The organism is Pseudomonas umsongensis (assembly GCF_012647205.1).
Classification (GTDB): Bacteria; Pseudomonadota; Gammaproteobacteria; order Pseudomonadales; family Pseudomonadaceae; genus Aquipseudomonas; species Aquipseudomonas umsongensis.
The window spans coordinates 1,313,191-1,338,375 of the sequence record NZ_CP051487.1 but is presented as its reverse complement, the minus strand read 5'-3'; the positions used below and the strand labels follow the sequence as shown (position 1 = coordinate 1,338,375).

The window sequence follows — 25,185 nt, the reverse complement described above, 5'->3', positions numbered from 1 at the left end:
AAAACGCGACCCTTATACGGCCATCAGGTCTTTTTCTTTCTGCGCCAGGTTCGCGTCGATTTGAGCCACGTACTTCTTGGTCAGATCATCGATTTCGCCGGTTGCGCGACGCTCTTCGTCTTCGCTGATTTCCTTTTCCTTGACCAGATCCTTGAGCTGGCTGTTGGCATCGCGACGGATGTTGCGCACGGCAACCCGGGCATCCTCAGCCACGTCACGCGCCTGCTTGGTGAAGCCCTTGCGGGTTTCCTCGGTCAGGGCCGGCATGGAGATCAGCAGCAACTCACCCAGGTTGGTCGGGTTGAGGTTCAGGCCGGCACTGCCGATGGCCTTGTCGACGGCGCCCAGCATGTTGCGCTCAAAGGCAACCACTTGCAGGGTACGCGCATCCTTGACGGTGATGTTCGCCACTTGCTTGATCGGGGTATCGGCACCGTAATACGGAACCATCACACCTTCCAGGATGCTTGGGTGCGCCTGGCCGGTACGAATACGACCAAAGTTGTGCGCCAGCGACTCCACGGACTTCTGCATGCGCTCTTGAGCGTCTTTCTTGATTTCGTTGATCATTGTTGGCCTTCCTCGATCAGGGTCCCTTCAGCGCCACCATGCACGATATTCAGCAGGGCGCCGGGCTTGTTCATGTTAAATACGCGCAACGGCATCTTGTGGTCGCGGCACAGGCAAATGGCCGTCAGATCCATCACGCCCAGCTTGCGATCCAGTACTTCATCGTAGGTCAGATGATCGAACTTCTCGGCATGCGGGTCTTTGAATGGGTCAGCGGTGTAGACGCCATCGACCTTGGTTGCCTTGAGCACGACATCGGCGTCGATTTCAATTGCACGCAGGCAGGCAGCCGAATCCGTGGTGAAGAACGGGTTGCCGGTGCCGGCCGCGAAAATCACCACATCCTTGGAATTCAAGTGGCGCATGGCCTTGCGGCGATCGTAGTGATCGGTCACGCCAACCATGGAGATGGCCGACATCACGATGGCCGAGATATTGGCACGTTCCAGCGCATCGCGCATGGCCAAGGCGTTCATCACAGTGGCCAGCATGCCCATGTGGTCGCCCGTGACCCGGTCCATGCCCGCCTTGCTCAACGCTTCGCCGCGGAACAGGTTACCGCCGCCGATCACCAGGCCGACCTGGACACCGATGCCAACCAACTGGCCGACTTCCAGCGCCATGCGATCCAGAACTTTCGGATCGATCCCGAACTCTTCCGAGCCCATCAGGGCCTCGCCGCTAAGCTTGAGTAGAATGCGTTTATAGCGAGCCTGATAACCACTGCCCTGCTGAGCCATTGCGAATCTCTCCTGCGGCGTATTTTAAAAAATTCTTTGCGAGCTGTTTTCAGCTGGCGTTCACTCTAGCGTGGCGCTGCTTCAGCGCCATCGGAACATGGCTTTGTAAGCCAGTTCCAAACGGAAACCAATAAAAATTGGTTACCCATCTGAAAAGAGGCTGCGCGCGTGAGCGGGCAGCCTCTTCAGGGCGACAGTTAAAAAAACTGTCTTATTGCTTGGCGGCAGCCAGCTGTGCGGCAACTTCTTCAGCGAAGTTGTCCACTGGCTTCTCGATGCCTTCGCCGACTTTGAAGTAGGTGAAGGAAACGATTTCAGCGCCAGCTTTCTTGGCCAGGGCACCCACGGTGAGCTCTGGGTTCATTACGAAAGCCTGCTCAACCAGGCTGGCTTCAGCCAGGAACTTGGTGATACGACCAGCAATCATCTTCTCGACGATTTCAGCAGGCTTGCCTTTCATCTTGTCTTCGTTCAGCTGCAGGAATACAGCTTTCTCGCGCTCGATGGCTTCGGCAGAAACCTGCGATGGCAGCAGGAATTCAGGGTTGCTTGCCGCCACGTGCATGGCGATCTCTTTGGCCAGCTGAACATCGCCGCCCTTGAGAACAACAGCAACACCGATCTTGTTACCGTGCAGGTAAGTACCCACCACGTCACCTTCAACGCGAACCAGGCGACGGATGTTGACGTTTTCGCCAACTTTGGCCACCAGGGCTTCACGAGCCGATTCCTGAGCGGCGATCAGCGGAGCTGCGTCGGTCAGTTTTTCAGCGAAGGCTTTTTCTACGCTGGCAGCTACGAAGTTCTTGAAGTCGTCTTGCAGGGCCAGGAAGTCGGTCTGCGAGTTCACTTCCAGCAGTACGGCGGACTTGTCGTCGGCCTTGATGGCGATTGCGCCTTCAGCGGCAACGTTGCCCGCTTTCTTGGCAGCCTTGATGGCGCCCGAAGCACGCATGTCATCAATGGCTTTCTCGATGTCGCCGCCGGCCTTGGTCAAGGCCTTTTTGCAATCCATCATGCCTTCGCCGGTACGCTCGCGCAGTTCTTTGACCAACGCTGCAGTAATCTCTGCCATTTCAAAATTCCTCTTGGATAGGTTATCAACCATTCCACCCGATCGAACGGGCGTTCAATTCTTCCCGAACCACCCTTGTTAGCTGCCGCACGTTACAGATAGAGCAGTGGGCGCCGACAAACGGTTTTCGAGGTGGCAAAAAGGGGGCCAAGCCCCCTTTTTGCTTACTGAGTCAACGCCAGGGCGTCAATTACTCAGCTGCAGCTGCCGGAGCTTCTTCAACGAAAACTTCGGTGCCGCCAGCAACGTTGTTGCGACCACGGATAACAGCGTCAGCCATCGAACCCATGTACAGCTGGATAGCGCGGATTGCGTCATCGTTGCCTGGGATGATGTAGTCAACGCCTTCCGGGCTGCTGTTGGTATCGACTACGCCGATAACCGGGATGCCCAGCTTGTTGGCTTCGGTGATCGCGATGCGCTCGTGATCAACGTCGATAACGAACAGAGCGTCTGGCAGACCGCCCATGTCCTTGATACCACCCAGGGAACGATCCAGCTTTTCCAGGTCACGGGAGCGCATCAGCGCTTCTTTCTTGGTCAGCTTGGCGAAAGTACCGTCTTCGGCTTGTACTTCAAGGTCACGCAGACGCTTGATGGAAGCACGGATGGTTTTGAAGTTGGTCAGCATGCCGCCCAACCAGCGGTGATCGACGTACGGCGAGCCGCAACGTGCTGCTTCTTCAGCAACGATCTTGCCAGCGGAACGCTTGGTGCCGACGAACAGAATCTTGTTTTTGCCCTGGGCCAGGCGCTCTACGAAAGTCAGAGCTTCGTTGAACATTGGCAGGGTTTTTTCAAGGTTGATAATGTGAATCTTGTTACGCGCGCCGAAAATGTATTTACCCATTTTCGGGTTCCAGTAACGGGTCTGGTGACCGAAGTGCACACCGGCCTTCAGCATATCGCGCATGTTGACTTGGGACATGATAGTTCCTTAATAAGTCGGGTTTGGCCTCCACGTATCCCAATGACCAACCACCAGCATTTCGCTTGCGGCACCCAGGTCATCGTGTCGACACGTGTGTGGATTTAGGCTTTTCGGGGCATCCCCGGAAAGCGGCGCATTTTATACCACAAGGCAGGAAAAAACGGAACCCGGATTCTGAAATCGAGGCGAATGCACAACACCATCCCTTGGAATCGGCCCAGAATGCACCATTCTATAGAGAGAAGCGATCTACAGAGCCGCGGATTCGCGTTGATCGTCTGTTAGAATCGCGTTTTTCAGGGCTGCGAAGATCGATCGCGCAACGCCCTTTTCGTCTGGAAAGCGCCATCGAGCGTAGAGAGAGCCTGTATGACCGTCACCCTCAAAACCCCAGAGGACATCGCTGGCATGCGTGTCGCCGGCAAACTGGCCGCCGACGTGCTGGAAATGATTGCCGAATATGTCAAACCGGGCGTCACCACCGATCAACTGAACCAGATCTGTCACGACTATATCGTCAACGAGCAGAAGGCCATCCCTGCCCCGCTGAACTACAAGGGCTATCCGAAGTCGATCTGCACCTCGATCAACCATGTGGTCTGCCACGGCATCCCGAACGACAAGCCGCTCAAGGATGGCGACACCCTGAACATCGACGTCACGGTCATCAAGGACGGCTACCACGGCGACACCAGCCGCATGTTCCACGTCGGCAACGTGCCGGTCTGGGCTGAGCGCCTGTCGCAAGTGACCCAGGAATGCATGTACAAGGCGATTGAAATCGTCAAGCCGGGGTGCCGCCTGGGCGACATCGGTGAAATCATCCAGAAGCACGCCGAGAAGAACGGCTTTTCGGTGGTTCGCGAGTTCTGCGGCCACGGCATCGGCAAGGTGTTCCATGAAGAGCCGCAGATCCTGCACTACGGCCGTGCCGGTACCGGCATGGAACTGAAGGCTGGCATGACCTTCACCATCGAGCCAATGATCAACCAGGGCCGCGCCGACACCAAGGTACTGGGCGATGGCTGGACCGCGATCACCAAGGACCGCAAGCTGTCGGCACAGTGGGAACACACCTTGCTGGTAACCGAAACCGGCTACGAGATCTTCACCCTGCGCAGCGATGACACCATCCCTCGCGTTTCGGCCTGATCCCGTCACCGTATCCAGCCTATAGAAAGGAAAGCAATCGATGCCGCAGGTGGATCCAGAACTCTTCGATCGCGGCCAGTTCCAGGCTGAACTGGCCCTGAAGGCCAGCCCGATCCCGGCCTTCAAGAAGGCGATCCGCCAGGCTCGCGAAGTGCTCGACGGGCGCTTTCGCAGTGGCCGGGAGATTCGCCGCTTGATCGAGGACCGTGCCTGGTTCGTCGATAACATCCTGCAAAAGGCCTGGGAGCAATTCAGCTGGAGCGAAGACGCCGACATCGCGCTGGTCGCGGTCGGCGGCTACGGTCGTGGCGAATTGCATCCTTATTCCGATATCGACCTGCTGATCCTGCTGGACAGTGCGGACCACGAAGTTTTCCGCGAGCCCATCGAGCGCTTCCTGACCCTGCTGTGGGACATTGGCCTGGAAGTCGGCCAGAGCGTTCGCTCGGTTGACGAGTGCGCCGTCGAGGCCCGCGCTGACCTCACGGTTGTCACCAACCTGATGGAAAGCCGCACCATCTGCGGTCCCGAACACCTGCGCCAGCGCATGCTGGACGTCACCAGCACCGCACACATGTGGCCGAGCAAGGAGTTTTTCCTGGCCAAGCGCGCCGAGCAGAAAGCCCGTCACCACAAGTACAACGACACCGAGTACAACCTGGAACCCAACGTCAAGGGCTCGCCCGGCGGCCTGCGGGATATCCAGACGATTCTCTGGGTGGCCCGTCGCGAGTACGGCACCCTGAACCTGCGGGCACTGGCCGGCGAAGGTTTCCTGGTCGAAAGCGAAAACGCCTTGCTGGCCTCCTCCCAGGAGTTCCTGTGGAAGGTGCGTTATGCGCTGCACATGCTCGCCGGACGCTCCGAAGACCGCCTGCTGTTCGATCACCAACGCACCATTGCCGGGCTGCTGGGATTTGAAGGGGACGACGCCAAGCAAGCCGTCGAGAACTTCATGCAACAGTATTTCCGCGTGGTCATGAGCATTGCCCAGCTCAGCGACCTGATCATCCAGCACTTCGAGGAAGTCATCCTCGCGCCTGAGGATGCGGCACCGCCACAACCGGTCAACTCACGATTCCAGTTGCACGACGGCTACATCGAGGCGCGTAACGACAATGTGTTCCGCCGCACGCCGTTCGCCATGCTCGAAATCTTCGTGCTGATGGCCCAGCAACCGGAAATCAAGGGTGTGCGCGCCGATACCATTCGCCTGCTGCGCGAAAACCGGCACCTGATCAACGACGATTTCCGCAACGACATACGCAACACCAGCCTGTTCATCGAGCTGTTCAAATGCAAGATCGGCATCCACCGCAACCTGCGCCGGATGAACCGCTACGGCATTCTCGGGCGTTATCTGCCGGAATTCGGTTTCATCGTCGGCCAGATGCAGCACGACCTTTTCCACATCTATACGGTTGACGCCCACACCCTGAACCTGATCAAGCACCTGCGTAAGTTGCAGTACACCCAGGTTTCGGAAAAATTCCCGTTGGCCAGCAAGCTCATGGCCAAGTTGCCCAAGCCTGAACTGATCTATCTCGCCGGCCTGTACCACGACATCGGCAAGGGCCGGCATGGCGATCACTCGGACATCGGCGCGGTGGACGCCGAGGCCTTCTGCCAGCGCCATCAGCTGCCGGTATGGGACAGCCGCCTGATCGTCTGGCTGGTGCAAAACCATCTGATGATGTCGACCACGGCCCAGCGCAAGGATTTGTCCGATCCCCAGGTGATCCATGATTTCGCCCAGACAGTGGGCGATGAAACACGCCTCGATTACCTGTATGTGCTGACGGTCGCCGACATCAACGCCACCAACCCGACCCTGTGGAACTCCTGGCGGGCCAGCCTGCTGCGCCAGCTCTACACCGAAACCAAGCGCGCCCTGCGTCGCGGCCTGGAAAACCCGGTGGACCGCGAAGAACAGATCCGCCAGACCCAGAGCGCCGCACTGGACATCCTGGTGCGCGGCGGCACCGACCCGGACGATGTCGAGCAGTTGTGGGCGCAACTGGGGGACGACTATTTCCTGCGCCACACCGCCGGCGATGTCGCCTGGCACAGCGATGCGATCCTCCAGCAGCCGGCCGACGGCGGGCCGCTGGTACTGATCAAGGAAACCACTCAACGCGAGTTCGAGGGCGGCACGCAAATCTTCATCTACGCGCCGGACCAGCACGATTTCTTCGCCGTAACCGTGGCCGCGATGGACCAGCTCAACCTGAACATCCATGACGCCCGGGTCATCACCTCCAGCAGCCAGTTCACCCTCGACACCTATATTGTGCTCGATACCGATGGCGACTCGATCGGTGATAATCCGGCACGGGTCAAGCAGATCCGTGACGGCCTGACCGAAGCCCTGCGCAATCCGGACAATTACCCGACCATCATCCAGCGCCGAGTGCCGCGCCAGCTCAAGCATTTCGCCTTCGCACCACAGGTGACGATCCACAACGACGCCCAGCGCCCGGTGACCGTCCTGGAACTGACTGCCCCTGATCGCCCTGGCCTGCTGGCACGGGTCGGCACGATCTTCCTGGAGTTCGACCTGTCGCTGCAGAACGCCAAGATCGCCACCCTCGGGGAGCGCGTGGAAGACGTGTTCTTCATCACCGACGCGAACAACCAACCGTTGTCCGACCCGTTGTTGTGCAGTCGCTTGCAGGATGCAATCGTCGAACAGTTGAGCGTCAACCAGGAACCCGATATCAAACTGTCGCGCATCAGCATTTGAATTAAGTATCTCCCCTCTGTAGGAGCCGGCTTGCTGGCTCCTACAGAGTGCAGGTCTTCACATTGAACGAGATCCATCGATGAACAACGCTCTGACCCAGCTCCAGCCCTACCCGTTCGAGAAGCTCCGCGCCCTGCTCGGCAGCGTCACGCCAAACCCGGACAAACGCCCTATCGCGTTGTCGATCGGCGAACCGAAACACCGCTCGCCAAGCTTCGTCGCCGAAGCCCTGGCCAGCAACCTGGATCAGATGGCCGTGTACCCGACCACCCTCGGCATCCCGGCCCTGCGTGAAGCCATCGCCGCCTGGTGCGAGCGCCGCTTCGGCGTTCCGAGCGGCTGGATCGACCCGGCGCGCAACGTGCTGCCAGTCAACGGCACCCGTGAAGCGCTGTTCGCGTTCACCCAGACCGTGGTCAACCGTAGTGACGACGCGCTGGTGGTCAGTCCGAACCCCTTTTATCAGATCTATGAAGGCGCCGCGTTCCTCGCCGGGGCCAAGCCGCACTACCTGCCGTGCCTGGACGAAAATGGCTTCAATCCGGATTTCGATGCCGTTTCGCCGGACATCTGGCAACGCTGCCAGATCCTGTTCCTGTGCTCGCCGGGCAACCCAACCGGCGCGCTGATCCCGGTCGAGACCTTGAAAAAGCTGATCGCCCTGGCTGACGAATACGACTTCGTGATCGCCGCGGACGAGTGCTACAGCGAGCTGTATTTCGACGAACAGACGCCGCCACCAGGCCTACTCAGCGCTTGCGTGGAACTGGGCCGCAAGGATTTCAAGCGCTGCGTGGTATTCCACAGCCTGTCCAAGCGCTCCAACCTGCCAGGCCTGCGTTCGGGCTTCGTGGCCGGTGACGCTGACGTCCTCAAGGGCTTCCTGCTCTACCGCACTTATCACGGCTGCGCGATGCCGGTTCAAACCCAACTGGCCAGCGTTGCCGCGTGGAACGACGAAGTGCATGTGCGCGCCAACCGTGCGCTGTATCGCGAGAAGTACGACGCGGTGCTGAAAATCCTCAGCCCGGTGATGGACGTGCAACGCCCGGACGGCGGTTTTTACCTGTGGCCGAATGTGGCCGGTGACGACGCAGCCTTCTGCCGCGACCTGTTCGAGCAGGAGCATGTGACCGTCGTGCCGGGTTCCTACCTGTCGCGGGATGTTGATGGCGTCAATCCGGGTGCCGGGCGCGTGCGCATGGCATTGGTTGCGCCGCTGGCGGAGTGTGTAGAGGCCGCAGAGCGAATTCGCAACTTCATTGATGCACGCAGTAAATAACAATGAGTTCCCCTGCACCGTGCAACGCGGTGCAGGCCAACTTAAACAACTTCACACCCAACAAACTAAACTTATACGCGCAACAAACTGAACAATTAACAATCTAGACAACCCCCTACCCACCCTTTAATTTGAGGCCTCACTCACAGACCACTAAGCACAACCAAATGAATCAACTTAAATGCTGCAAAACCATTGCAACTTCCAACCCGGCTGCCTCTTATCAAGCCGCCATCAATGAGCACCCCTCTAACGGAGTCACTCACGGCAATCGTAAAAAGCGCAGTATCAGCGACCACACCAAATATTGGAAGCCAGGGAAAACCCTGAGAATCCTGATCTTCGAATACAATGAACTCTCTTTTGCCGCGGTAAAAAACGCTGCAAGCAAATGGCTGCCGTACATCAATCTCAATTTCGAATTCATTGAAATGGATGAACAAGACATTTTTTCTTCGGAAGAATTCCTGGGTGACATTCGCATCGACTTTCAACCCTCGTTCGATAATAGCGGCGGTTCAAGAATCGGTACCGACGCGATTACCGGCGACCCCCAAGCGCCGTCCATGACCCTGGGAACCAAATTTTCCTCTCCCTATTTCGAATATACGGTTATTCATGAATTTGGGCATGCACTCGGATTGGGTCATGAGCATCAACATCCAGATGCAGGGATACCTTGGGACCGAGAAAAAACATACGCCCACATGATCAGCAGTACGTTTACCAGAGCTGAAGTTGATGCCAATGTCTTTCCCTTGGAGCGCAGTGCCTTTCAGGCTTTCACCCCCTATGACCGGCATTCCGTAATGCACTATGAAGTCCTCAACGAACTTACCGTGGGTGACTGGCATCAACCTCTAAACTTGCATATCAGCCAAGGCGACATTGCGGCCGTGCGCATGATTTACCCATAACCGCGCCAGCTCGACAATCCGCTTACTTTACCGCCCCCAGTTTAGCCTCACTCAAGTCCAGCTCACCCAATACCTCGCGCAACACGTCATCCCCAATCTGGTGATGACGACTAAGGCTATACAACTCCAGGCGCTGCGCTCGCAGGGCCTTCAAACGCAGGCGCCGTTCCAGCAAGTCCATTTGAAAGGCCAGTGCCTGGGCTTCGGCCGAGTCATTGAATACTTCAAGCTGATGCCGATACTCGGACATGATCCGCGCCTTGAGTTCTACCGCCAGCGCCGCTTGAGCGGCGTCCTGTGGGTTGACCTCTTCGGTTTCGAGGGCATGAATGGCCGCTTCGGCGGTTTTGCGCCAGGCGTCGCGCACTTCATTGCGGCGCTTGTCGTCCGGGCTTTTTTCGATGCCTCGCAGCAGCAACGGCAACGCCACGCACGCGGCGATCAACGACAGCAAAATCACCCCGGCAGCGATGAAGATCAGCAGGTCACGCTCGGGAAATGCCTCTGCCCCCATGAACATTGGCACCGACATCACACCCGCCAATGTTACCGCCCCGCGCACGCCACCAACGGTCAGTAACCAGCAGGAGCGCGCGCTCGGCACCCGGGTGATCTCATCCTTGCCGCGCCAGCGCCGCAGCACAATGGACAGGCGCCAGATGCTCTGCACCCAGACGAACCGCAACACCAGCAGCACCAGGAAAATCGCCAGCACATCGACACAGCGATAAAACAGCGTCGGCCACAGCGAAGCTTCATGGCTGGCCACGGCTTTGATGATGTCCGGCAACTGCAAGCCCAGCAGCAGGAAAATCAAGCCATTGAAGGCGAACTCCAGCAGTGACCAGACGCTGCGATTGAGCAACCGCGTGTTGGTCTGGCGCGGCAGCAGATCGAGCCAGCTTTGCATCATCCCCGCCGCTACCGCCGACAGAATGCCCGACGCTCCCACGCGTTCGGCGAGCACGTAGGCGGCAAATGGCAGCAACAACATGAAGACGACGTGGGTGGCCGGGTCATCCCAGCCACGGGCGATCATCCACGAGCGCAGGCGCCCTACCAGCCAGCTCAACGCCACGCCAATGGCCAGACCGCCGACCGCCACCAATACAAAGGTGACACTGGCGTTGGCCAGCGAAAATGCCCCGGTCACTGCCGCCACCAGGGCGAACTTGAACGTCACCAGACCCGAGGCATCGTTCATTAACGCCTCGCCCTGCAGCATGTGCATCAAGGGCGTCGGCAAGCGATTCTGAGAGATCGCCGACACCGCCACGGCGTCCGTGGGCGACAGCACCGCCGCCAATGCAAACGCCACCGGCAACGGGATAGTCGGCAGCAACCAGTGGATGAAATACCCGGCACCGACCACGGTAAACAGCACCAACCCCACGGCCAGGGTGAGGATCGGTCCACGCAAACGCCAGAATTCACGTTTGGGCATGCGCCAGCCATCGGAAAACAACAACGGTGGCAGGAACAGAAACAGAAACAATTCAGGATCCAGCGCCACATGCAGGCCGAGGGTCGGCCAGGCAAGCAAGGCACCCGCGGCAATTTGCACCAACGGCAACGGCAGCGGGATCACCCGTCCGAGCAGGCGCGAAACACCTACCAGCATCAACAGAATCAGAACGGTGTAGGCGGTTTGCATAAAGCGTGGTTCCCGGACAATCGACAGCATTGAAGTGCCATATTAGCCGCTTAGACTGTGCGCTTGCCCTTACACCTATGTCGCACCCTGTCACAACTGTATTCCCAGGGGTTTTGTCCTTCAGCCGCCGCGAAACCATCCGGCCATGGCATAATCCGGCACCTTTTATTTCCAACACCTGTAAAGGGGGCGATTCCTTGACCGTTTCAAGTAAAACGTTGCACCTTTTCGGCATCAAGGCGTGTGACACCATGAAAAAGGCGCGCACCTGGCTTGATGAACACGCTGTCAGCTATGACTTCCATGATTACAAAGCGGTCGGTATCGATCGTGAACACCTGACCCAATGGTGCAACGAGCACGGCTGGGAAGTGGTGTTAAACCGTGCAGGCACGACCTTTCGCAAGCTCGACGACGAACGCAAAGCCGATCTCGACCAGTCGAAAGCCATCGAACTGATGCTCGCACAACCTTCGATGATCAAGCGCCCGGTGCTCGATCTCGGTGACCGAACCCTGATTGGCTTCAAGCCAGATATCTACGCGGCCGCGCTCAAATAAGCAGCCCGTTTCAATTTGCTAGAGGTATCAACATGTCCACTACCCTGTTCAGCCTGGCCTTTGGTGTCGGCACCCAAAACCGTCAAGGCGCCTGGCTGGAAGTGTTCTACGCACAGCCATTGCTCAACCCGTCTGCCGAACTGGTCGCTGCCATTGCGCCGATCCTGGGCTACACCGAAGGCAACCAGGCCATCACCTTCACCACCGCGCAAGCTTCGCAACTGGCTGAAGCCGTGAAAGGTGTCGACGCTGCCCAGGCCGCCCTGCTGACCCGCCTGGCCGAGAGCCACAAGCCGCTGGTCGCCACTGTCCTGGCCGAAGACGCACAACTGACCTCCACGCCTGAGGCCTACCTCAAGCTGCACCTGCTGTCCCATCGCCTGGTCAAGCCACACGGCCTGAACCTGGCTGGCGTGTTCCCGCTGCTGCCAAACGTAGCCTGGACCAGCCAGGGCGCCATCGACCTGTCCGAACTGGCCGAGCATCAACTCGAAGCCCGCCTGCGCGGCGAGCTGCTGGAAGTGTTCTCGGTGGACAAGTTCCCGAAAATGACCGACTACGTCGTACCGGCCGGCGTCCGTATCGCTGACGCCGCGCGCCTGCGCCTGGGCGCCTACGTGGGCGAAGGCACCACCGTAATGCACGAAGGCTTCATCAACTTCAACGCCGGCACCGAAGGCCCGGGCATGATCGAAGGCCGCGTCTCCGCTGGCGTATTCGTCGGCAAGGGTTCGGACCTGGGCGGCGGCTGTTCGACCATGGGCACTCTCTCGGGTGGCGGCAACATCGTGATCAAGGTTGGCGAAGGCTGCCTGATCGGCGCCAACGCCGGTATCGGTATCCCGTTGGGCGACCGCAACACCGTTGAGTCGGGCCTGTATGTGACTGCCGGTACCAAGGTGGCGCTGCTGGACGAGAACAACGAGCTGGTGAAAGTTGTGAAGGCCCGTGAGCTGGCCGGCCAGGCCGACCTGCTGTTCCGTCGCAATTCGCAAACCGGTGCCGTGGAGTGCAAGACCCACAAATCGGCGATCGAATTGAACGAAGCGCTGCACGCTCACAACTAAGCGTCAGTCGATTCCTGTAGGAGCGAGCATGCTCGCGATGAACGTCAACGATAACGCGGGGCACCAGACACCCCGTGTCGTCCAGGCGTCCATCGCGAGCATGCTCGCTCCTACAAGGGTCAGGCGTAAAGGCCGAACAACATGACGATTCTCTCCCCCTGGCGCGCCGACTTTCCGGCCATCGCCGCCCTGCAACGGCAAGGTCAGACCTATCTGGACAACGCCGCCACCACGCAAAAACCGCAAGCCCTGCTCGATGCCCTGGCGCATTACTACGCCAACGGCGCGGCCAACGTGCATCGGGCACAACACCTGCCCGGCGCCCATGCGACCCAAGCATTCGAGGACAGTCGGCGCAAAGCCGCGCAATGGCTCAATGCCGGCGACCGCGGGCAAATCATCTTCACGCACGGTGCGACGTCCGCGCTGAACCTCCTGGCCTATGGCTTGGAGCATCTTTTCAATCCAGGCGATGAGATTGTCATCAGCGCCCTGGAACATCACGCCAACCTGCTGCCGTGGCAGCAACTGGCGCAGCGCCGCGAGCTGAAACTGGTGATCCTGCCACTGGATGCCGACGGTGTGATCGACCTTGACGCTGCCGGACGGTTGATCGGCCCACGCACGCGGCTGCTAGCGGTCAGCCAGCTGTCCAACGTCATCGGCGCCTGGCAACCCCTGCCCCCGCTGCTGGCGCTGGCCAAGGCGCATAACGCCTTGACCGTGATCGACGGCGCCCAGGGCGTGGTCCATGGTCGGCATGACGTGCAAGCGCTGGGGTGCGACTTCTATGCATTTTCCAGCCACAAGCTCTATGGCCCTGATGGCCTGGGCGTACTGTTTGGGCGCCATGAAGCGCTGCAACAGCTACGCCCCTGGCAGTTTGGCGGCGAAATGGTGCTGGACGCCAACTATCACGACGCCCGCTTCCGCCCTGCACCGCTGGGATTCGAAGCCGGCACGCCGCCGATTTCCAGCGTTATTGGACTGGGGGCAAGCCTGGATTACCTTGCCGGGCTCGATCAGCACGCTGTTTGCGCCCATGAATCGGCCCTGCATGACTATCTACTCAAGGGGCTCGCTGCACGTAATGGCATCCGCCTGTTGGGCAAGCCGCAAGTGGCACTGGCGAGCTTCACCATCGAAGGTGTACATAACTCGGATCTGGCGCACCTTCTGACCGAACAGGGCATTGCGGTCCGCGCCGGTCATCACTGCGCCATGCCGCTGCTCAAAAGCCTGCACCTGGCCGGAGCGATTCGGGTGTCGTTGGCGCTGTACAACGACTCCGAAGACCTGGAACGGTTCTTTGAAGCGCTGGATCAAGCACTGGAGTTATTGCGATGAGCCTTCCCGCTGAAGCCGTGGACGCGCTGCAAGCCTTTCAAGATCTGCCGGGCTGGGAACAACGGGCGCGCCTGCTGATGCAGTGGGGCGAGCGCCTGCCCGTACTGAACGAAGTAGAAATGTGTGACACCAACCGGGTGCACGGCTGCGAAAGCCAGGTGTGGCTGGTGGGCGAACTGAAGGATGGCCACTGGCAGTTCAGGGCCAACAGTGATGCACGGTTGATTCGCGGATTGGTGGCGTTGCTGCTGGCGCGGGTCAACGGGTTGTCGGCGAATGAGCTTCAGCAGGTGGACTTGGCGGACTGGTTCAATCAGCTGGGGTTGGGTCGCCAGTTGTCCCAGTCGCGCAGCAATGGCTTGAATGCGGTTTTACAACGGATGCGTGAACTCGCCGCCTGACTGATCATTCCCACGCTCTGCGTGGGAACGATCGGAGTCAGGAAGGTTTGACGCGCTCCGCCGGCCGCCGCACACCCGCCACGATCTTGTCCACCGCCTTGGTCGCCGCGACCATGCCGAAGGTCGCCGTCACCATCATCACCGCGCCAAAACCACCGGCGCAGTCAAGCTTCACACCATCACCGACGAAACTCTTCTGCAGGCAAATGCTGCCATCGGGTTTCGGGTAGCGAAGTTGCTCGGTGGAGAACACACACGGCACGCTGTAATGACGGGTCACGGTGCGCGAAAAGCCATAGTCGCGGCGCAAGGTGGAGCGCACTTTCGACGCCAGCGGATCATTGAACGTACGGTTGAGGTCGCAGACCTGGATCAGCGTCGGATCGATCTGCCCGCCCGCGCCGCCGGTGGTGATGATCTGGATCTTGCGCCGCTTACACCAGGCAATCAGCGCCGCCTTGGCGTTGACGCTGTCGATGCAGTCGATCACGCAGTCGATGTTCGGCGTGATGTACTCGGCCATGGTCTCGCGGGTGACGAAATCCGGCACCGCGTGCACCGTGCAATCCGGGTTGATCCCGCGCAAGCGCTCGGCCATCACTTCGACCTTGGGTTTGCCGACGGTGCTGTCCAATGCGTGTAACTGGCGGTTGGCGTTGCTGACACAGACATCGTCCAAGTCGAACAACGAGATCTCGCCGACACCGCAACGGGCCATGGCTTCCGCCGCCCAGGAGCCGACGCCACCGACGCCAACAATCGCCACATGCGCCGCGCGCAGGCGCTCAAGGCCCTCGATGCCATACAAACGGGCGATGCCTGCAAACCGCGGATCTTCTGTACTCATGACCATCACCTCAAAAACCGGCGCGCAGTATAGGGCTTCGTCGCACGAAATTTTAGGGTTCGAGCGGTTAGTGTAAGAACTTATGTGAAAGTGAATTGCCCAATGTCGGGTAATTCCCTGTCCGCTATAGGTTCAGAGAATGCCTAGTGTAGGATTCGCCCCCCTTGGCGGTCCGACCGTTCCTTCGTTCCACAGTCTTTGGAACCCGAAATAACTATGTCATCGCGTAAATTTGGACTCAACCTGGTGGTGGTGCTCGCCATCGCTGCCTTGTTTACCGGTTTCTGGGCGCTGATCAATCGCCCGGTAACCGCTCCCAACTGGCCCGAACAGATCTCCGGCTTCTCGTACTCACCTTTCCAGCAGGGTCAATTCCCACAGAAGGAGCAGTATCCAACCGACGATCAAATGCGTCGTGACCTGGAGATAATGAGCAAGCTGACGGACAACATCCGTACTTACTCGGTCGACGGTACGCTGGAAAACATTCCCAAGCTGGCGGAAGAGTTTGGCCTGCGGGTGACACTGGGGATCTGGATCAGCCCGGACCAGGAACGCAACGAGCGGGAAATCACCCGTGCCATCGAAATCGCCAATTCTTCGCGCAGCGTCGTGCGCGTCGTTGTAGGTAACGAAGCCATTTTCCGTAAGGAAATCACCGCTGCCGAACTGAGTGTGATCCTTGATCGCGTCCGCGCCGCTGTGAAGGTGCCGGTGACTACGTCCGAACAGTGGCACGTCTGGGAAGAACACCCCGAACTGGCCAAGCACGTCGACCTGATTGCCGCGCACGTGCTGCCTTACTGGGAGTTCATCCCGATGGACAAGGCGGGACAGTTCGTCCTCGACCGGGCCCGCGACCTGAAAAAGATGTTCCCGAAAAAACCGCTGCTACTTTCCGAAGTGGGCTGGCCAAGCAACGGCCGCATGCGCGGAGGCGCCGATGCGTCGCCGGCAGACCAGGCGATCTATCTGCGAACCCTGGTCAACAAGCTCAACCGCCAGGGCTTCAACTACTTCGTGATCGAAGCGTTCGACCAGCCGTGGAAGGCCAGTGACGAAGGTTCGGTAGGCGCCTACTGGGGTGTGTTCAACGCCGCACGCCAACAGAAATTCAACTTCGAAGGCCCGGTGGTCGCGATCCCGCAATGGCGCGTGCTGGCCATTGGCTCGGTGGTATTGGCGCTGCTGTCGCTGACCCTGCTGATGATCGACGGCTCGGCCCTGCGCCAACGTGGTCGCACCTTCCTGACTTTTATCGCGTTCCTTTGCGGTTCGGTGCTGGTGTGGATCGGTTATGACTACAGCCAGCAATACAGCACCTGGTTCAGCCTGACGGTGGGCTTCCTACTCGCCCTTGGTGCACTCGGGGTGTTCATCGTGTTGCTGACCGAGGCCCACGAACTGGCCGAAGCCGTGTGGATCCACAAACGGCGCCGGGAATTCCTGCCGGTGGTCGGTGATTCAAACTATCGACCGAAAGTCTCGATCCATGTGCCGTGCTACAACGAGCCTCCGGAGATGGTCAAGGAGACCCTCAACGCCTTGGCCAATCTCGACTATCCGGACTTCGAAGTCCTGATCATCGACAACAACACCAAGGACCCGGCGGTCTGGGAACCCGTGCGCGACTACTGTGAAACCCTCGGCCCACGCTTCAAGTTCTTCCACGTCGCACCCTTGGCCGGTTTCAAGGGCGGTGCGCTGAACTACCTGATCCCCCACACCGCCAAGGATGCCGAAGTGATCGCGGTGATCGACTCCGATTACTGCGTGCACCCCAACTGGCTCAAGCACATGGTGCCGCACTTCGCCGACCCGAAAATCGCCGTGGTGCAGTCGCCGCAGGATTACCGCGACCAGAACGAAAGCACCTTCAAGAAGCTCTGCTACGCGGAATACAAAGGCTTCTTCCACATCGGCATGGTTACCCGTAACGACCGTGACGCGATCATCCAGCACGGGACCATGACCATGACCCGGCGCTCGGTGCTCGAGGAACTGGGCTGGGCCGACTGGTGCATCTGCGAAGACGCCGAGCTTGGCCTGCGAGTGTTTGAAAAAGGCCTGTCGGCGGCGTATTACCACGACAGCTACGGCAAGGGCCTGATGCCCGACACCTTCATCGACTTCAAGAAACAGCGATTCCGCTGGGCCTATGGCGCGATCCAGATCATCAAGCGTCACACCCGCAGCCTGCTGCGCGGCAAGGACACCGAGCTGACCCGCGGCCAGCGCTACCACTTCCTTGCGGGCTGGTTGCCCTGGGTCGCCGATGGCATGAACATCTTCTTCACTGTCGGCGCGCTGTTGTGGTCGGCGGCGATGATCATCGTGCCGCAGCGGGTCGATCCGCCGTTGCTGATTTTCGCGATCCCGCCCCTGGCGCTGTTCGTGTTCAAGGTCGGCAAGATCATCTTCCTCTACCGACGGGCGGTGGGGGTGAACCTCAAGGATGCGTTCTGCGCGGCACTGGCGGGACTTGCGTTGTCGCACACCATCGCCAAGGCGGTGTTGTACGGTTTCTTCACCAGCAGCATTCCGTTCTTCCGCACGCCTAAGAATGCCGATAACCACGGCTTCTGGGTGGCGATTTCCGAGGCCCGCGAAGAGGTGTTCATCATGCTGCTGTTGTGGGGCGCGGCCCTGGGGATCTACCTGGTGAACGGCATGCCGAGCAACGACATGCGTTTCTGGGTAACCATGCTGCTGGTACAGTCGCTGCCGTACCTGGCGGCGCTGATCATGGCGTTCCTCTCCTCCCTGCCGAAGCCGACCGCCGAAACCGAAACGGCGCCAGCGGTCTAATTCTTCACCGATGCACTAAACGGCGGCCAATGGTCGCCGTTTTGCTTTAAGATAACCGCCATTTTGCAGGGGCTACGGCCCAATGGCCGGACCTGATCCCTGTGGGAGCGAGCCTGCTCGCGAAGGCGTTGTAACAATCAACGTTTATGTTGACTGACACGCCGCCTTCGCGAGCAGGCTCGCTCCCACAGTGGGTCCGCGCCCACATTCATGATTTCCGGAGTTTCCCATGACGGCCCACGCCGACCTTTCGCCGACCCTTCAACTCGCCATCGACCTGATCCGCCGTCCGTCCGTGACGCCGGTCGACGCCGATTGCCAGAAGCAGATGATGCAGCGCCTGGGCGATGCCGGTTTCATGCTGGAACCGATGCGCATCGAAGATGTGGATAACTTCTGGGCCACCCACGGCAAACACGACGGCCCGGTACTCTGCTTCGCCGGTCACACCGACGTGGTGCCGACAGGTCCCGTGACCGCCTGGCAAATCGATCCGTTCAACGCAGTCATCGACGAACACGGCATGCTCTGCGGCCGTGGCGCGGCAGACATGAAAGGCAGCCTGGCATCCATGACCGTGGCCGCCGAGCGTTTCGTCGCCGATTACCCGGATCACAAGGGCAAGGTCGCCTTCCTGATCACCAGCGACGAAGAAGGCCCGGCGCACCATGGCACCAAGGCCGTGATTGAACGCCTGGTCGCACGCAAGGAGCGCCTGGACTGGTGCATCGTCGGCGAACCGTCGAGCACCACCCTGGTCGGTGACGTGGTCAAGAACGGCCGTCGCGGTTCCCTCGGCGCCAAGCTGACCGTGCGTGGTGTACAGGGCCACGTGGCCTACCCGCACCTGGCCAAGAACCCGATCCACTTGGCCGCTCCAGCGCTGGCGGAACTTGCCGCCGAGCATTGGGACCACGGCAACGATTTCTTCCCGCCGACCAGTTTCCAGATTTCCAACGTCAACTCCGGCACCGGCGCGACCAACGTCATCCCGGGTGACCTGGTCGCCGTATTCAACTTCCGCTTCTCCACCGAGTCGACCGTCGAAGGCCTGCAAAAGCGTGTCGCCGACATTCTCGACAAGCATGCCCTGGACTGGCACATCGACTGGGCACTGTCCGGCCTGCCGTTCCTCACCGAACCGGGCGCGCTGCTCGACGCCGTGTCCTCGAGCATCAAGGACATCACCGGTCGTGAAACCCAGGCTTCCACCAGCGGTGGCACTTCCGACGGCCGTTTCATTGCGACCATGGGCACGCAAGTGGTCGAGTTGGGGCCGGTCAACGCGACCATCCACCAGGTCAACGAGCGCGTGCTGGCGGCCGACCTCGATGTGTTGACCGAAATCTACTACCAGACCCTGATCAAGTTGCTCGCCTGATGCTCGCTTGCCCGATCTGCAGTGAACCGCTGAGCGCGGTGGACAACGGCGTGGCCTGCCCCGCCGGGCATCGTTTCGACCGTGCGCGCCAGGGTTACCTGAACCTGTTGCCGGTGCAGCACAAGAACAGCCGCGATCCTGGGGATAACCAGGCGATGGTCGAAGCCCGCCGCGACTTCCTCAACGCCGGCCATTACGCGCCGGTGGCCAAGCGCCTGGCGGAACTGGCGGCAAGTTACGCGCCACAGCGCTGGATCGATATCGGTTGTGGCGAGGGCTATTACACCGCGCAAATCGCCGACGCCTTGCCGGACGCCGACGGCTACGCCCTGGACATTTCCCGGGAAGCGGTCAAGCGCGCCTGTAAACGCAACCCCAAGCTCACCTGGTTGATCGCCAGCATGGCCCGCGTGCCGCTGGCATCGGGCAGCTGTCAGTTCCTGGCCAGCGTCTTCAGCCCGCTGGATTGGGACGAAGCCAAGCGCCTGCTCAGCCCCGGCGGCGGCCTGATGAAAGTCGGTCCGACCAGCGGCCACCTGATGGAGCTGCGTGAGCGGCTGTACGACGAAGTCCGCGAGTACATCGACGACAAGCACCTGGACCTGGTGCCTGAAGGCATGGCGCTGGCTCACAGCGAGACCCTGACGTTCAAACTGACGCTTGCCAGTGGTCAGGACCGGGCGAACCTGTTGGCCATGACCCCCCACGGCTGGCGCGCCAGTGCCGAGCGCCGGGCAGCAGTCATTGAGCAGGTCGAGCCTTTCGAAGTCACCGTATCGATGCGCTACGATTACTTCGTACTTCAATAACTTCAACCATTTTTGGTCTTGGGCAACGGCTCAAGACCGGCTAAATCCGCGAATGGATTTTTCAGACACGCAGTGAGGACATCCATGCGCCAACCCGATATCGAGATTTACCTGAAAGACGCCGACGTCGACCACAAGGCCATCTCGGCCTGGCTCGGCGCGGCATTGGGCCCGTGCACCGACTGGGTCCAGAAAGGCCAGACCTACAAGTGCAAGGCCGGCAACGTGCCGGTGACCTGGTTGCCCAAGGCCGTAGGAAAGTGGAACAGCCTGTATCTGGAAAGCGATCAGACGCCGTGGGAAGACGACATCGCCTGCGCCCGCGCCGCCTTTGCAGCGTTGAACGTCGAAGTGCGCTGCGCACCGGGTAGCTGGGTCGAGGAAGAAGGTGAAGAGACGGCGGATCGCTGGATTCGCATCAGCGCCGACGGTGAAGAAGAGATCACCTGGAAAACTGCTTAACCGCCAAAGATCGCAGCCTGCGGCAGCTCCTACAGGGTTATGTGTACACCTGTAGGAGCTACCGCAGGCTGCGATCTTTTGATCTCAGGATTACAGCCCCACCACATCCTCAGCCTGCAAACCCTTCTCGCCGGTCACCACCCCGTACTCGACCTGCTGGCCTTCAGTCAGCGAACGGTGTCCCTCGCCGCGAATCGCGCGGTAATGCACGAACACGTCCACCCCGTCCTCGCGTTGAATAAAACCGTAGCCCTTGGCGTCGTTGAACCACTTCACATTGCCGGTTTCGCGCGTTGCCATGTCAGTACCCCCTTGTTTTTATTTTGAGCGCCCGAGTATATGACAGGCGCAGAAACTCTCAACTACAGATTGGTTGAGCGCTTTTTTGCCGATTTTCGACGAATCCGGCACACTGTCTCCCGCCCGAGCAAACGCTCGGTTTTATTCACTCACGCAGAAGCCGTATGACCCGCTCCCCGTTCCGCCGTCTTGTGTTTGGCACCCTGCGCCGACTGTTGTACCTCTGGGTTCGCTCGGAGACGATCAACCAGTCGTCGTTCACCCTCAACCTCGACCGCAGTCGCCCGGTGTTCTACGTCCTGCAAAATCCTTCGTTGACCGACCTGGCCGTGGTCGACACCGAATGCACCAAGGCCGGCCTGCCGCGTCCGGTGCTGCCGGTATCGGTGGGCAACCTGTTGGAACCGGCCGCGTTCTTCTACCTGACACCGGACCCGGACTGGCTCGGGCGCCAGGACAAGCGCGGCGCACCGCCCACCTTGACCCGCCTGGTCAGTGCCTTGAGCCAAAACGCCGCCGAAGATGCGCAGATCATTCCGGTCAGCGTGTTCTGGGGGCAGTCGCCGGACAGCGAAAACAGCCCGTGGAAACTGTTGTTCGCCGACAGTTGGGCGGTCACCGGGCGCTTGCGCCGCCTGCTGAGCATCATCGTGCTGGGGCGCAAGACCCGCGTGCAGTTCTCCGCGCCGATCCACCTGCGTGAACTGATCGAGCACGACAAAGGTCACGAGCGCACCGTGCGCATGGCCCAACGAATTCTGCGGGTGCACTTTCGCAACCTGAAAGCCGCGGTCATCGGTCCGGATATTTCCCACCGTCGCAACCTGGTCAAGGGTCTGGTCAACCAGCCGCTGGTAAAGCAGGCGATCCTCGGCGAAGCCGAGCGCGAGAACATCTCGCCGGAGAAAGCCAAGGCCCAGGCCCTGCGGTACGGCAACGAGATCGCCTCGGACTACACCTACACCGCCATCCGCTTCATGGAAGTGGTGCTGAGCTGGTTCTGGAACAAAATCTACGATGGCATCAAGGTCAACAACATCGAAGGCGTACAAAAGGTTGCCCCGGGTTACGAAGTGATCTATGTACCCTGCCATCGCAGCCACATCGACTACCTGCTGCTGTCCTACCTGCTGTTTCGCAATGGCTTGACCCCGCCGCACATCGCCGCCGGGATCAACCTCAACATGCCCGGGATTGGCGGCCTGCTGCGCCGTGGCGGCGCCTTCTTCATGCGCCGCACCTTCAAGGGCAATCCGCTGTACACCTCGGTGTTCAACGAATACCTGCACACCCTGTTCACCAAGGGCTTCCCGGTGGAGTACTTCGTCGAGGGCGGCCGTTCGCGCACCGGGCGCATGCTGCAACCGAAAACCGGGATGCTGGCAATCACCCTGCGCAGCTTCCTGCGTTCGTCACGCATGCCCATTGTCTTCGTGCCGGTTTACATCGGCTACGAGCGCGTGCTGGAAGGCCGGACCTACCTGGGCGAGTTGCGTGGCGCGAGCAAGAAGAAAGAATCGATCTTCGACATCTTCAAGGTCATCGGCGCGCTCAAGCAGCGCTTCGGTCAAGTCGCGGTGAACTTTGGTGAGCCGATCAAACTGGCGCAATTTCTCGACAGCGAGCAGCCGGACTGGCGCGAGCAGGAACTGGGTCCCCAGTTCAAACCCGCCTGGCTCAACGAAACCACCAACCGCCTTGGTCAAAAAGTCGCGCAGCACCTGAACGAAGCGGCGGCGATCAATCCGGTCAACCTGGTCGCGCTGGCGCTGCTGTCCACAAGCCGCCTGGCCCTGGATGATCGCGCCATGGCGCGGGTTCTCGACCTGTACCTGGCGCTGTTGCGCAAAGTCCCGTACTCGCCGCACACCACCCTGCCCGAAGGTGATGGCCGAGCGTTGATCGAGCATGTAAAGGACATGGACCTGCTCTCGGAACAAAGCGATGCGTTGGGCAAGATTCTCTATCTGGACGAGCAAAACGCCGTCCTGATGACCTACTACCGCAACAACGTACTGCACATCTTCGCGCTGCCGGCGCTGCTGGCGAGCTTCTTCCAGAGCGCCTCGCGCATGAGCCGCGAACAGATCCTGCGCTACACCCGTGCGCTGTACCCCTACCTGCAAGCGGAACTGTTCATTCGCTGGCCGCTGGACGAGTTGGACGGGGTGATCGACCAATGGCTGCAAGCGTTCGTCGAACAAGGCCTGCTGCGTTTCGAGAATGACGTCTACCTGCGTCCGGCCCCAAGTTCACGGCATTTCGTGCTGTTGACGCTGCTATCGAAAAGCATTGCCCAGACCTTGCAGCGCTTCTACATGACGGTGTCCCTGCTGCTCAACAGCGGCCAGAACAGCATCAGCGCCGAAGAACTGGAAGACCTGTGCACGGTCATGGCCCAGCGCCTGTCGATCCTGCATGGCCTGAACGCCCCGGAGTTCTTCGACAAGAGCCTGTTCCGCCATTTCATCCAGACTTTGCTGGACCTGGACGTGCTCAAGCGCGATGAAGCCGGCAAGCTGAGCTATCACGAGCTGCTGGGGGAGTTGGCCGAAGGTGCGGCGAAGCGGGTGCTGTCGGCGGAGATTCGCTTGTCGATCCGTCAGGTGGCGCTGCATCGCAGTGAAGATGCCGCCGACCAACCCGCTACGCCCGAACAAACCGTCTAGATTGATCAAGGCGCCAGTCGGTCCTGGTGCCGTCGATACGGAGATCTGCCAATGAAAAAACTTTCCCTGATCGCAGCCGCAGTGCTGCTGACAGCCTGCCAGCACCCGACTCCCGCGCCCAAGGCATCCCTCGATGGCGAAGTCTTCTACCTGCAACGTATCGCACTGCCACCGACGGCAATCCTGAGTGTCAGCCTGCAAGACATCTCACTCGCCGACGCCCCGGCCAAGGTCATCGACGAACAACGTGGCCCGGTCAAAGGCCAGGTGCCGCTACCGTTCCACCTGAGCTACGACCCGCTGAAGATCGAGCCCAACCACCGTTACTCGATCAACGCACGCATCGAAGTCGATGGCAAACTGCTGTTTATCACCACCGAAAATCACGCCGTGCGCCTGGACGGCTCCGATCCGCAGCCCGTGAAGGTCCGCGTTGACGCGGCCCGCTAGAGCTTATTCAAATAAGTGTCTTTGAAAAAGGAAGTTGCCATGCTCCGCCCTACCCTCCGTTTTGCCGGCCTGTGCGCAGGCTTGATGATCTCTGCCAGCGTCCTGGCACTGTCTCTGAGCGACCTGTCGCAAAAAGACGCCACCGGCGGTCTCAAGGACGCCCTGACCCAAGGCGCGCAACTGGCGGTGAAACAACTCGGCACCCCGGGCGGCTTCAGCAACAACCCGGACGTGAAGATCGAACTGCCGGGCAAACTGGGCAAAGTTGCCAGCAAAATGAAACAGTTCGGCATGGGCGATCAGGTCGATCAACTGGAAGCCAGCATGAACAAAGCGGCGGAAACCGCCGTGGTCCAGGCCCAACCGATCCTCGTCGACGCCGTGAAGAAGATGACGGTCGACGATGCCAAGGGCATTCTCAGCGGCGGCAATGACTCGGCCACCCAGTACCTGAACAAGACCAGCCGCGAACAAATCCGCGCCAAATTCCTGCCCATCGTCAAGCAAGCCACCGACCAGGTTGGCCTGGCCCAGCAGTACAACTCATTCGCCGGGCAGGCCGCGACCATGGGCGTGATCGACGCGAAGAGTGCCAACGTCGAAAACTACGTGACCGAGAAGGCGTTGAACGGTTTGTTCGAAATGATCGGCAAACAGGAAGAAACCATCCGCCAGAACCCGACGGCGGCGGCGACCAGTTTGGCGAAGAAGGTGTTTGGTACGCTCTAAGCCACCACCCTGATCGTTCCCACGCCCGCGTGGGAATGCATCCCGTGACGCTCCGCGTCACAGCGCAGGACTCAAGCCTTGCGTCGACAGCGGAACGCGGAGCGTCCCCGGCGGCATTCCCACGCAGAGCGTGGGAACGATCAAGATGCAGGTCGGCTGGCAGGCCGCCTTCGCGGGCAAGCCCGCTCCCACAGGGGATCAGGTACATCCGCCAGATGCAGGTCGGCCAGCAGGCCGCCTTCGCGAGCAAGCCCGCTCCCACAGGGTATACACCCTCCGCTCTTCACCACT

22 protein-coding genes are annotated in these 25,185 nt (G+C 59.9%); 15 read left to right on the top strand and 7 right to left on the bottom strand.

Going from position 1 to position 25,185, the window contains the following annotated elements:
• Positions 1-12 precede the first annotated feature (12 nt).
• From frr to rpsB, 4 genes are all read right to left on the bottom strand, one after another.
• A complete protein-coding gene (gene frr, locus HGP31_RS05945) occupies positions 13-570 on the bottom strand; it encodes a ribosome recycling factor (RefSeq protein WP_008057309.1) in 558 nt (185 codons plus the stop codon).
• Complete coding sequence (pyrH, locus tag HGP31_RS05940) at positions 567-1,310, bottom strand: UMP kinase (RefSeq protein ID WP_003222124.1); 744 nt, start codon at positions 1,308-1,310, stop codon at positions 567-569. The genes frr and pyrH overlap by 4 nt, the downstream gene beginning before the upstream one ends.
• A 211-nt stretch (positions 1,311-1,521) precedes the next feature.
• A complete protein-coding gene (tsf, locus tag HGP31_RS05935; RefSeq protein WP_008019553.1) occupies positions 1,522-2,385 on the bottom strand; it encodes a translation elongation factor Ts in 864 nt (287 codons plus the stop codon).
• Positions 2,386-2,575: 190 nt separating this feature from the next.
• Positions 2,576-3,313, bottom strand: a complete 738-nt coding sequence (rpsB, locus tag HGP31_RS05930) for a 30S ribosomal protein S2 (RefSeq protein WP_008057307.1) — start codon at positions 3,311-3,313, stop codon at positions 2,576-2,578.
• 372 nt (positions 3,314-3,685) lie between these two features.
• On the opposite strand from rpsB, the gene map reads away from it, so the two are divergent.
• The 4 genes from map to HGP31_RS05910 all read left to right on the top strand — a co-directional run bounded on the left by map (position 3,686) and on the right by HGP31_RS05910 (position 9,410).
• Positions 3,686-4,468: a type I methionyl aminopeptidase gene (map, locus tag HGP31_RS05925; RefSeq protein ID WP_020799866.1), complete on the top strand. Its 783-nt coding sequence runs from the start codon at positions 3,686-3,688 to the stop codon at positions 4,466-4,468.
• A 40-nt stretch (positions 4,469-4,508) separates the two neighbouring features.
• Complete coding sequence (locus HGP31_RS05920; protein WP_110748691.1) at positions 4,509-7,211, top strand: [protein-PII] uridylyltransferase; 2,703 nt, start codon at positions 4,509-4,511, stop codon at positions 7,209-7,211.
• Positions 7,212-7,290: 79 nt separating this feature from the next.
• The gene (dapC, locus tag HGP31_RS05915) at positions 7,291-8,493 is read left to right on the top strand and encodes a succinyldiaminopimelate transaminase (RefSeq protein ID WP_020799868.1); all 1,203 of its coding nucleotides are present in this window, start codon (positions 7,291-7,293) and stop codon (positions 8,491-8,493) included.
• 167 nt (positions 8,494-8,660) lie between these two features.
• Positions 8,661-9,410, top strand: coding sequence for a M12 family metallopeptidase (locus tag HGP31_RS05910; protein ID WP_168757319.1), 750 nt, complete (start codon positions 8,661-8,663; stop codon positions 9,408-9,410).
• Between the two features lie 22 nt (positions 9,411-9,432).
• Here HGP31_RS05910 and HGP31_RS05905 read toward each other — a convergent pair whose 3' ends face one another.
• On the bottom strand, positions 9,433-11,064 hold the full coding sequence (locus tag HGP31_RS05905) for a Na+/H+ antiporter (RefSeq protein ID WP_168757318.1): 1,632 nt from the start codon (positions 11,062-11,064) through the stop codon (positions 9,433-9,435).
• 197 nt (positions 11,065-11,261) lie between these two features.
• On the opposite strand from HGP31_RS05905, the gene HGP31_RS05900 reads away from it, so the two are divergent.
• The 4 genes from HGP31_RS05900 to HGP31_RS05885 all read left to right on the top strand — a co-directional run bounded on the left by HGP31_RS05900 (position 11,262) and on the right by HGP31_RS05885 (position 14,439).
• Positions 11,262-11,624 carry an ArsC family reductase gene (locus tag HGP31_RS05900; protein WP_008057297.1) on the top strand — a complete coding sequence of 121 codons (363 nt, stop codon included), beginning with the start codon at positions 11,262-11,264 and terminating at the stop codon, positions 11,622-11,624.
• Positions 11,625-11,656: 32 nt separating this feature from the next.
• Entirely contained in the window at positions 11,657-12,691 is a 1,035-nt protein-coding gene (gene dapD / locus HGP31_RS05895; RefSeq protein WP_020799872.1) for a 2,3,4,5-tetrahydropyridine-2,6-dicarboxylate N-succinyltransferase, read from the top strand.
• Between the two features lie 141 nt (positions 12,692-12,832).
• Positions 12,833-14,038: an aminotransferase class V-fold PLP-dependent enzyme gene (locus HGP31_RS05890; protein ID WP_168757317.1), complete on the top strand. Its 1,206-nt coding sequence runs from the start codon at positions 12,833-12,835 to the stop codon at positions 14,036-14,038.
• The gene (locus tag HGP31_RS05885; RefSeq protein ID WP_020799875.1) at positions 14,035-14,439 is read left to right on the top strand and encodes a SufE family protein; all 405 of its coding nucleotides are present in this window, start codon (positions 14,035-14,037) and stop codon (positions 14,437-14,439) included. Before HGP31_RS05890 ends, HGP31_RS05885 begins: the two co-directional genes overlap by 4 nt.
• Before the next feature lie 37 nt (positions 14,440-14,476).
• On the opposite strand, the gene tcdA is transcribed toward HGP31_RS05885, so the two are convergent.
• Positions 14,477-15,286 carry a tRNA cyclic N6-threonylcarbamoyladenosine(37) synthase TcdA gene (gene tcdA, locus HGP31_RS05880; RefSeq protein ID WP_020799876.1) on the bottom strand — a complete coding sequence of 270 codons (810 nt, stop codon included), beginning with the start codon at positions 15,284-15,286 and terminating at the stop codon, positions 14,477-14,479.
• 216 nt (positions 15,287-15,502) lie between these two features.
• On the opposite strand from tcdA, the gene HGP31_RS05875 reads away from it, so the two are divergent.
• The 4 genes from HGP31_RS05875 to HGP31_RS05860 all read left to right on the top strand — a co-directional run bounded on the left by HGP31_RS05875 (position 15,503) and on the right by HGP31_RS05860 (position 20,746).
• A complete protein-coding gene (locus HGP31_RS05875; RefSeq protein ID WP_083348322.1) occupies positions 15,503-18,094 on the top strand; it encodes a glycosyltransferase in 2,592 nt (863 codons plus the stop codon).
• A gap of 229 nt (positions 18,095-18,323) precedes the next feature.
• Positions 18,324-19,475, top strand: coding sequence for a succinyl-diaminopimelate desuccinylase (gene dapE / locus HGP31_RS05870; protein ID WP_020799878.1), 1,152 nt, complete (start codon positions 18,324-18,326; stop codon positions 19,473-19,475).
• Positions 19,475-20,284 carry a putative RNA methyltransferase gene (locus HGP31_RS05865; RefSeq protein WP_020799879.1) on the top strand — a complete coding sequence of 270 codons (810 nt, stop codon included), beginning with the start codon at positions 19,475-19,477 and terminating at the stop codon, positions 20,282-20,284. Before dapE ends, HGP31_RS05865 begins: the two co-directional genes overlap by 1 nt.
• Positions 20,285-20,368: 84 nt before the next feature.
• Positions 20,369-20,746, top strand: coding sequence for a hypothetical protein (locus HGP31_RS05860; protein ID WP_020799880.1), 378 nt, complete (start codon positions 20,369-20,371; stop codon positions 20,744-20,746).
• Positions 20,747-20,836: 90 nt separating this feature from the next.
• Here HGP31_RS05860 and HGP31_RS05855 read toward each other — a convergent pair whose 3' ends face one another.
• Complete coding sequence (locus HGP31_RS05855; RefSeq protein WP_008035470.1) at positions 20,837-21,046, bottom strand: cold-shock protein; 210 nt, start codon at positions 21,044-21,046, stop codon at positions 20,837-20,839.
• Positions 21,047-21,210: 164 nt separating this feature from the next.
• Between HGP31_RS05855 and plsB the strand changes: the two genes are divergently transcribed.
• From plsB to HGP31_RS05840, 3 genes are read left to right on the top strand one after another with little or no spacing between them, the layout of a single operon-like run.
• The gene (gene plsB, locus HGP31_RS05850) at positions 21,211-23,715 is read left to right on the top strand and encodes a glycerol-3-phosphate 1-O-acyltransferase PlsB (RefSeq protein WP_168757316.1); all 2,505 of its coding nucleotides are present in this window, start codon (positions 21,211-21,213) and stop codon (positions 23,713-23,715) included.
• 51 nt (positions 23,716-23,766) lie between these two features.
• The gene (locus HGP31_RS05845; RefSeq protein ID WP_008058778.1) at positions 23,767-24,165 is read left to right on the top strand and encodes a YbaY family lipoprotein; all 399 of its coding nucleotides are present in this window, start codon (positions 23,767-23,769) and stop codon (positions 24,163-24,165) included.
• A gap of 39 nt (positions 24,166-24,204) precedes the next feature.
• The gene (locus HGP31_RS05840) at positions 24,205-24,894 is read left to right on the top strand and encodes a DUF4197 domain-containing protein (RefSeq protein ID WP_168757315.1); all 690 of its coding nucleotides are present in this window, start codon (positions 24,205-24,207) and stop codon (positions 24,892-24,894) included.
• Positions 24,895-25,185: the final 291 nt, after the last annotated feature.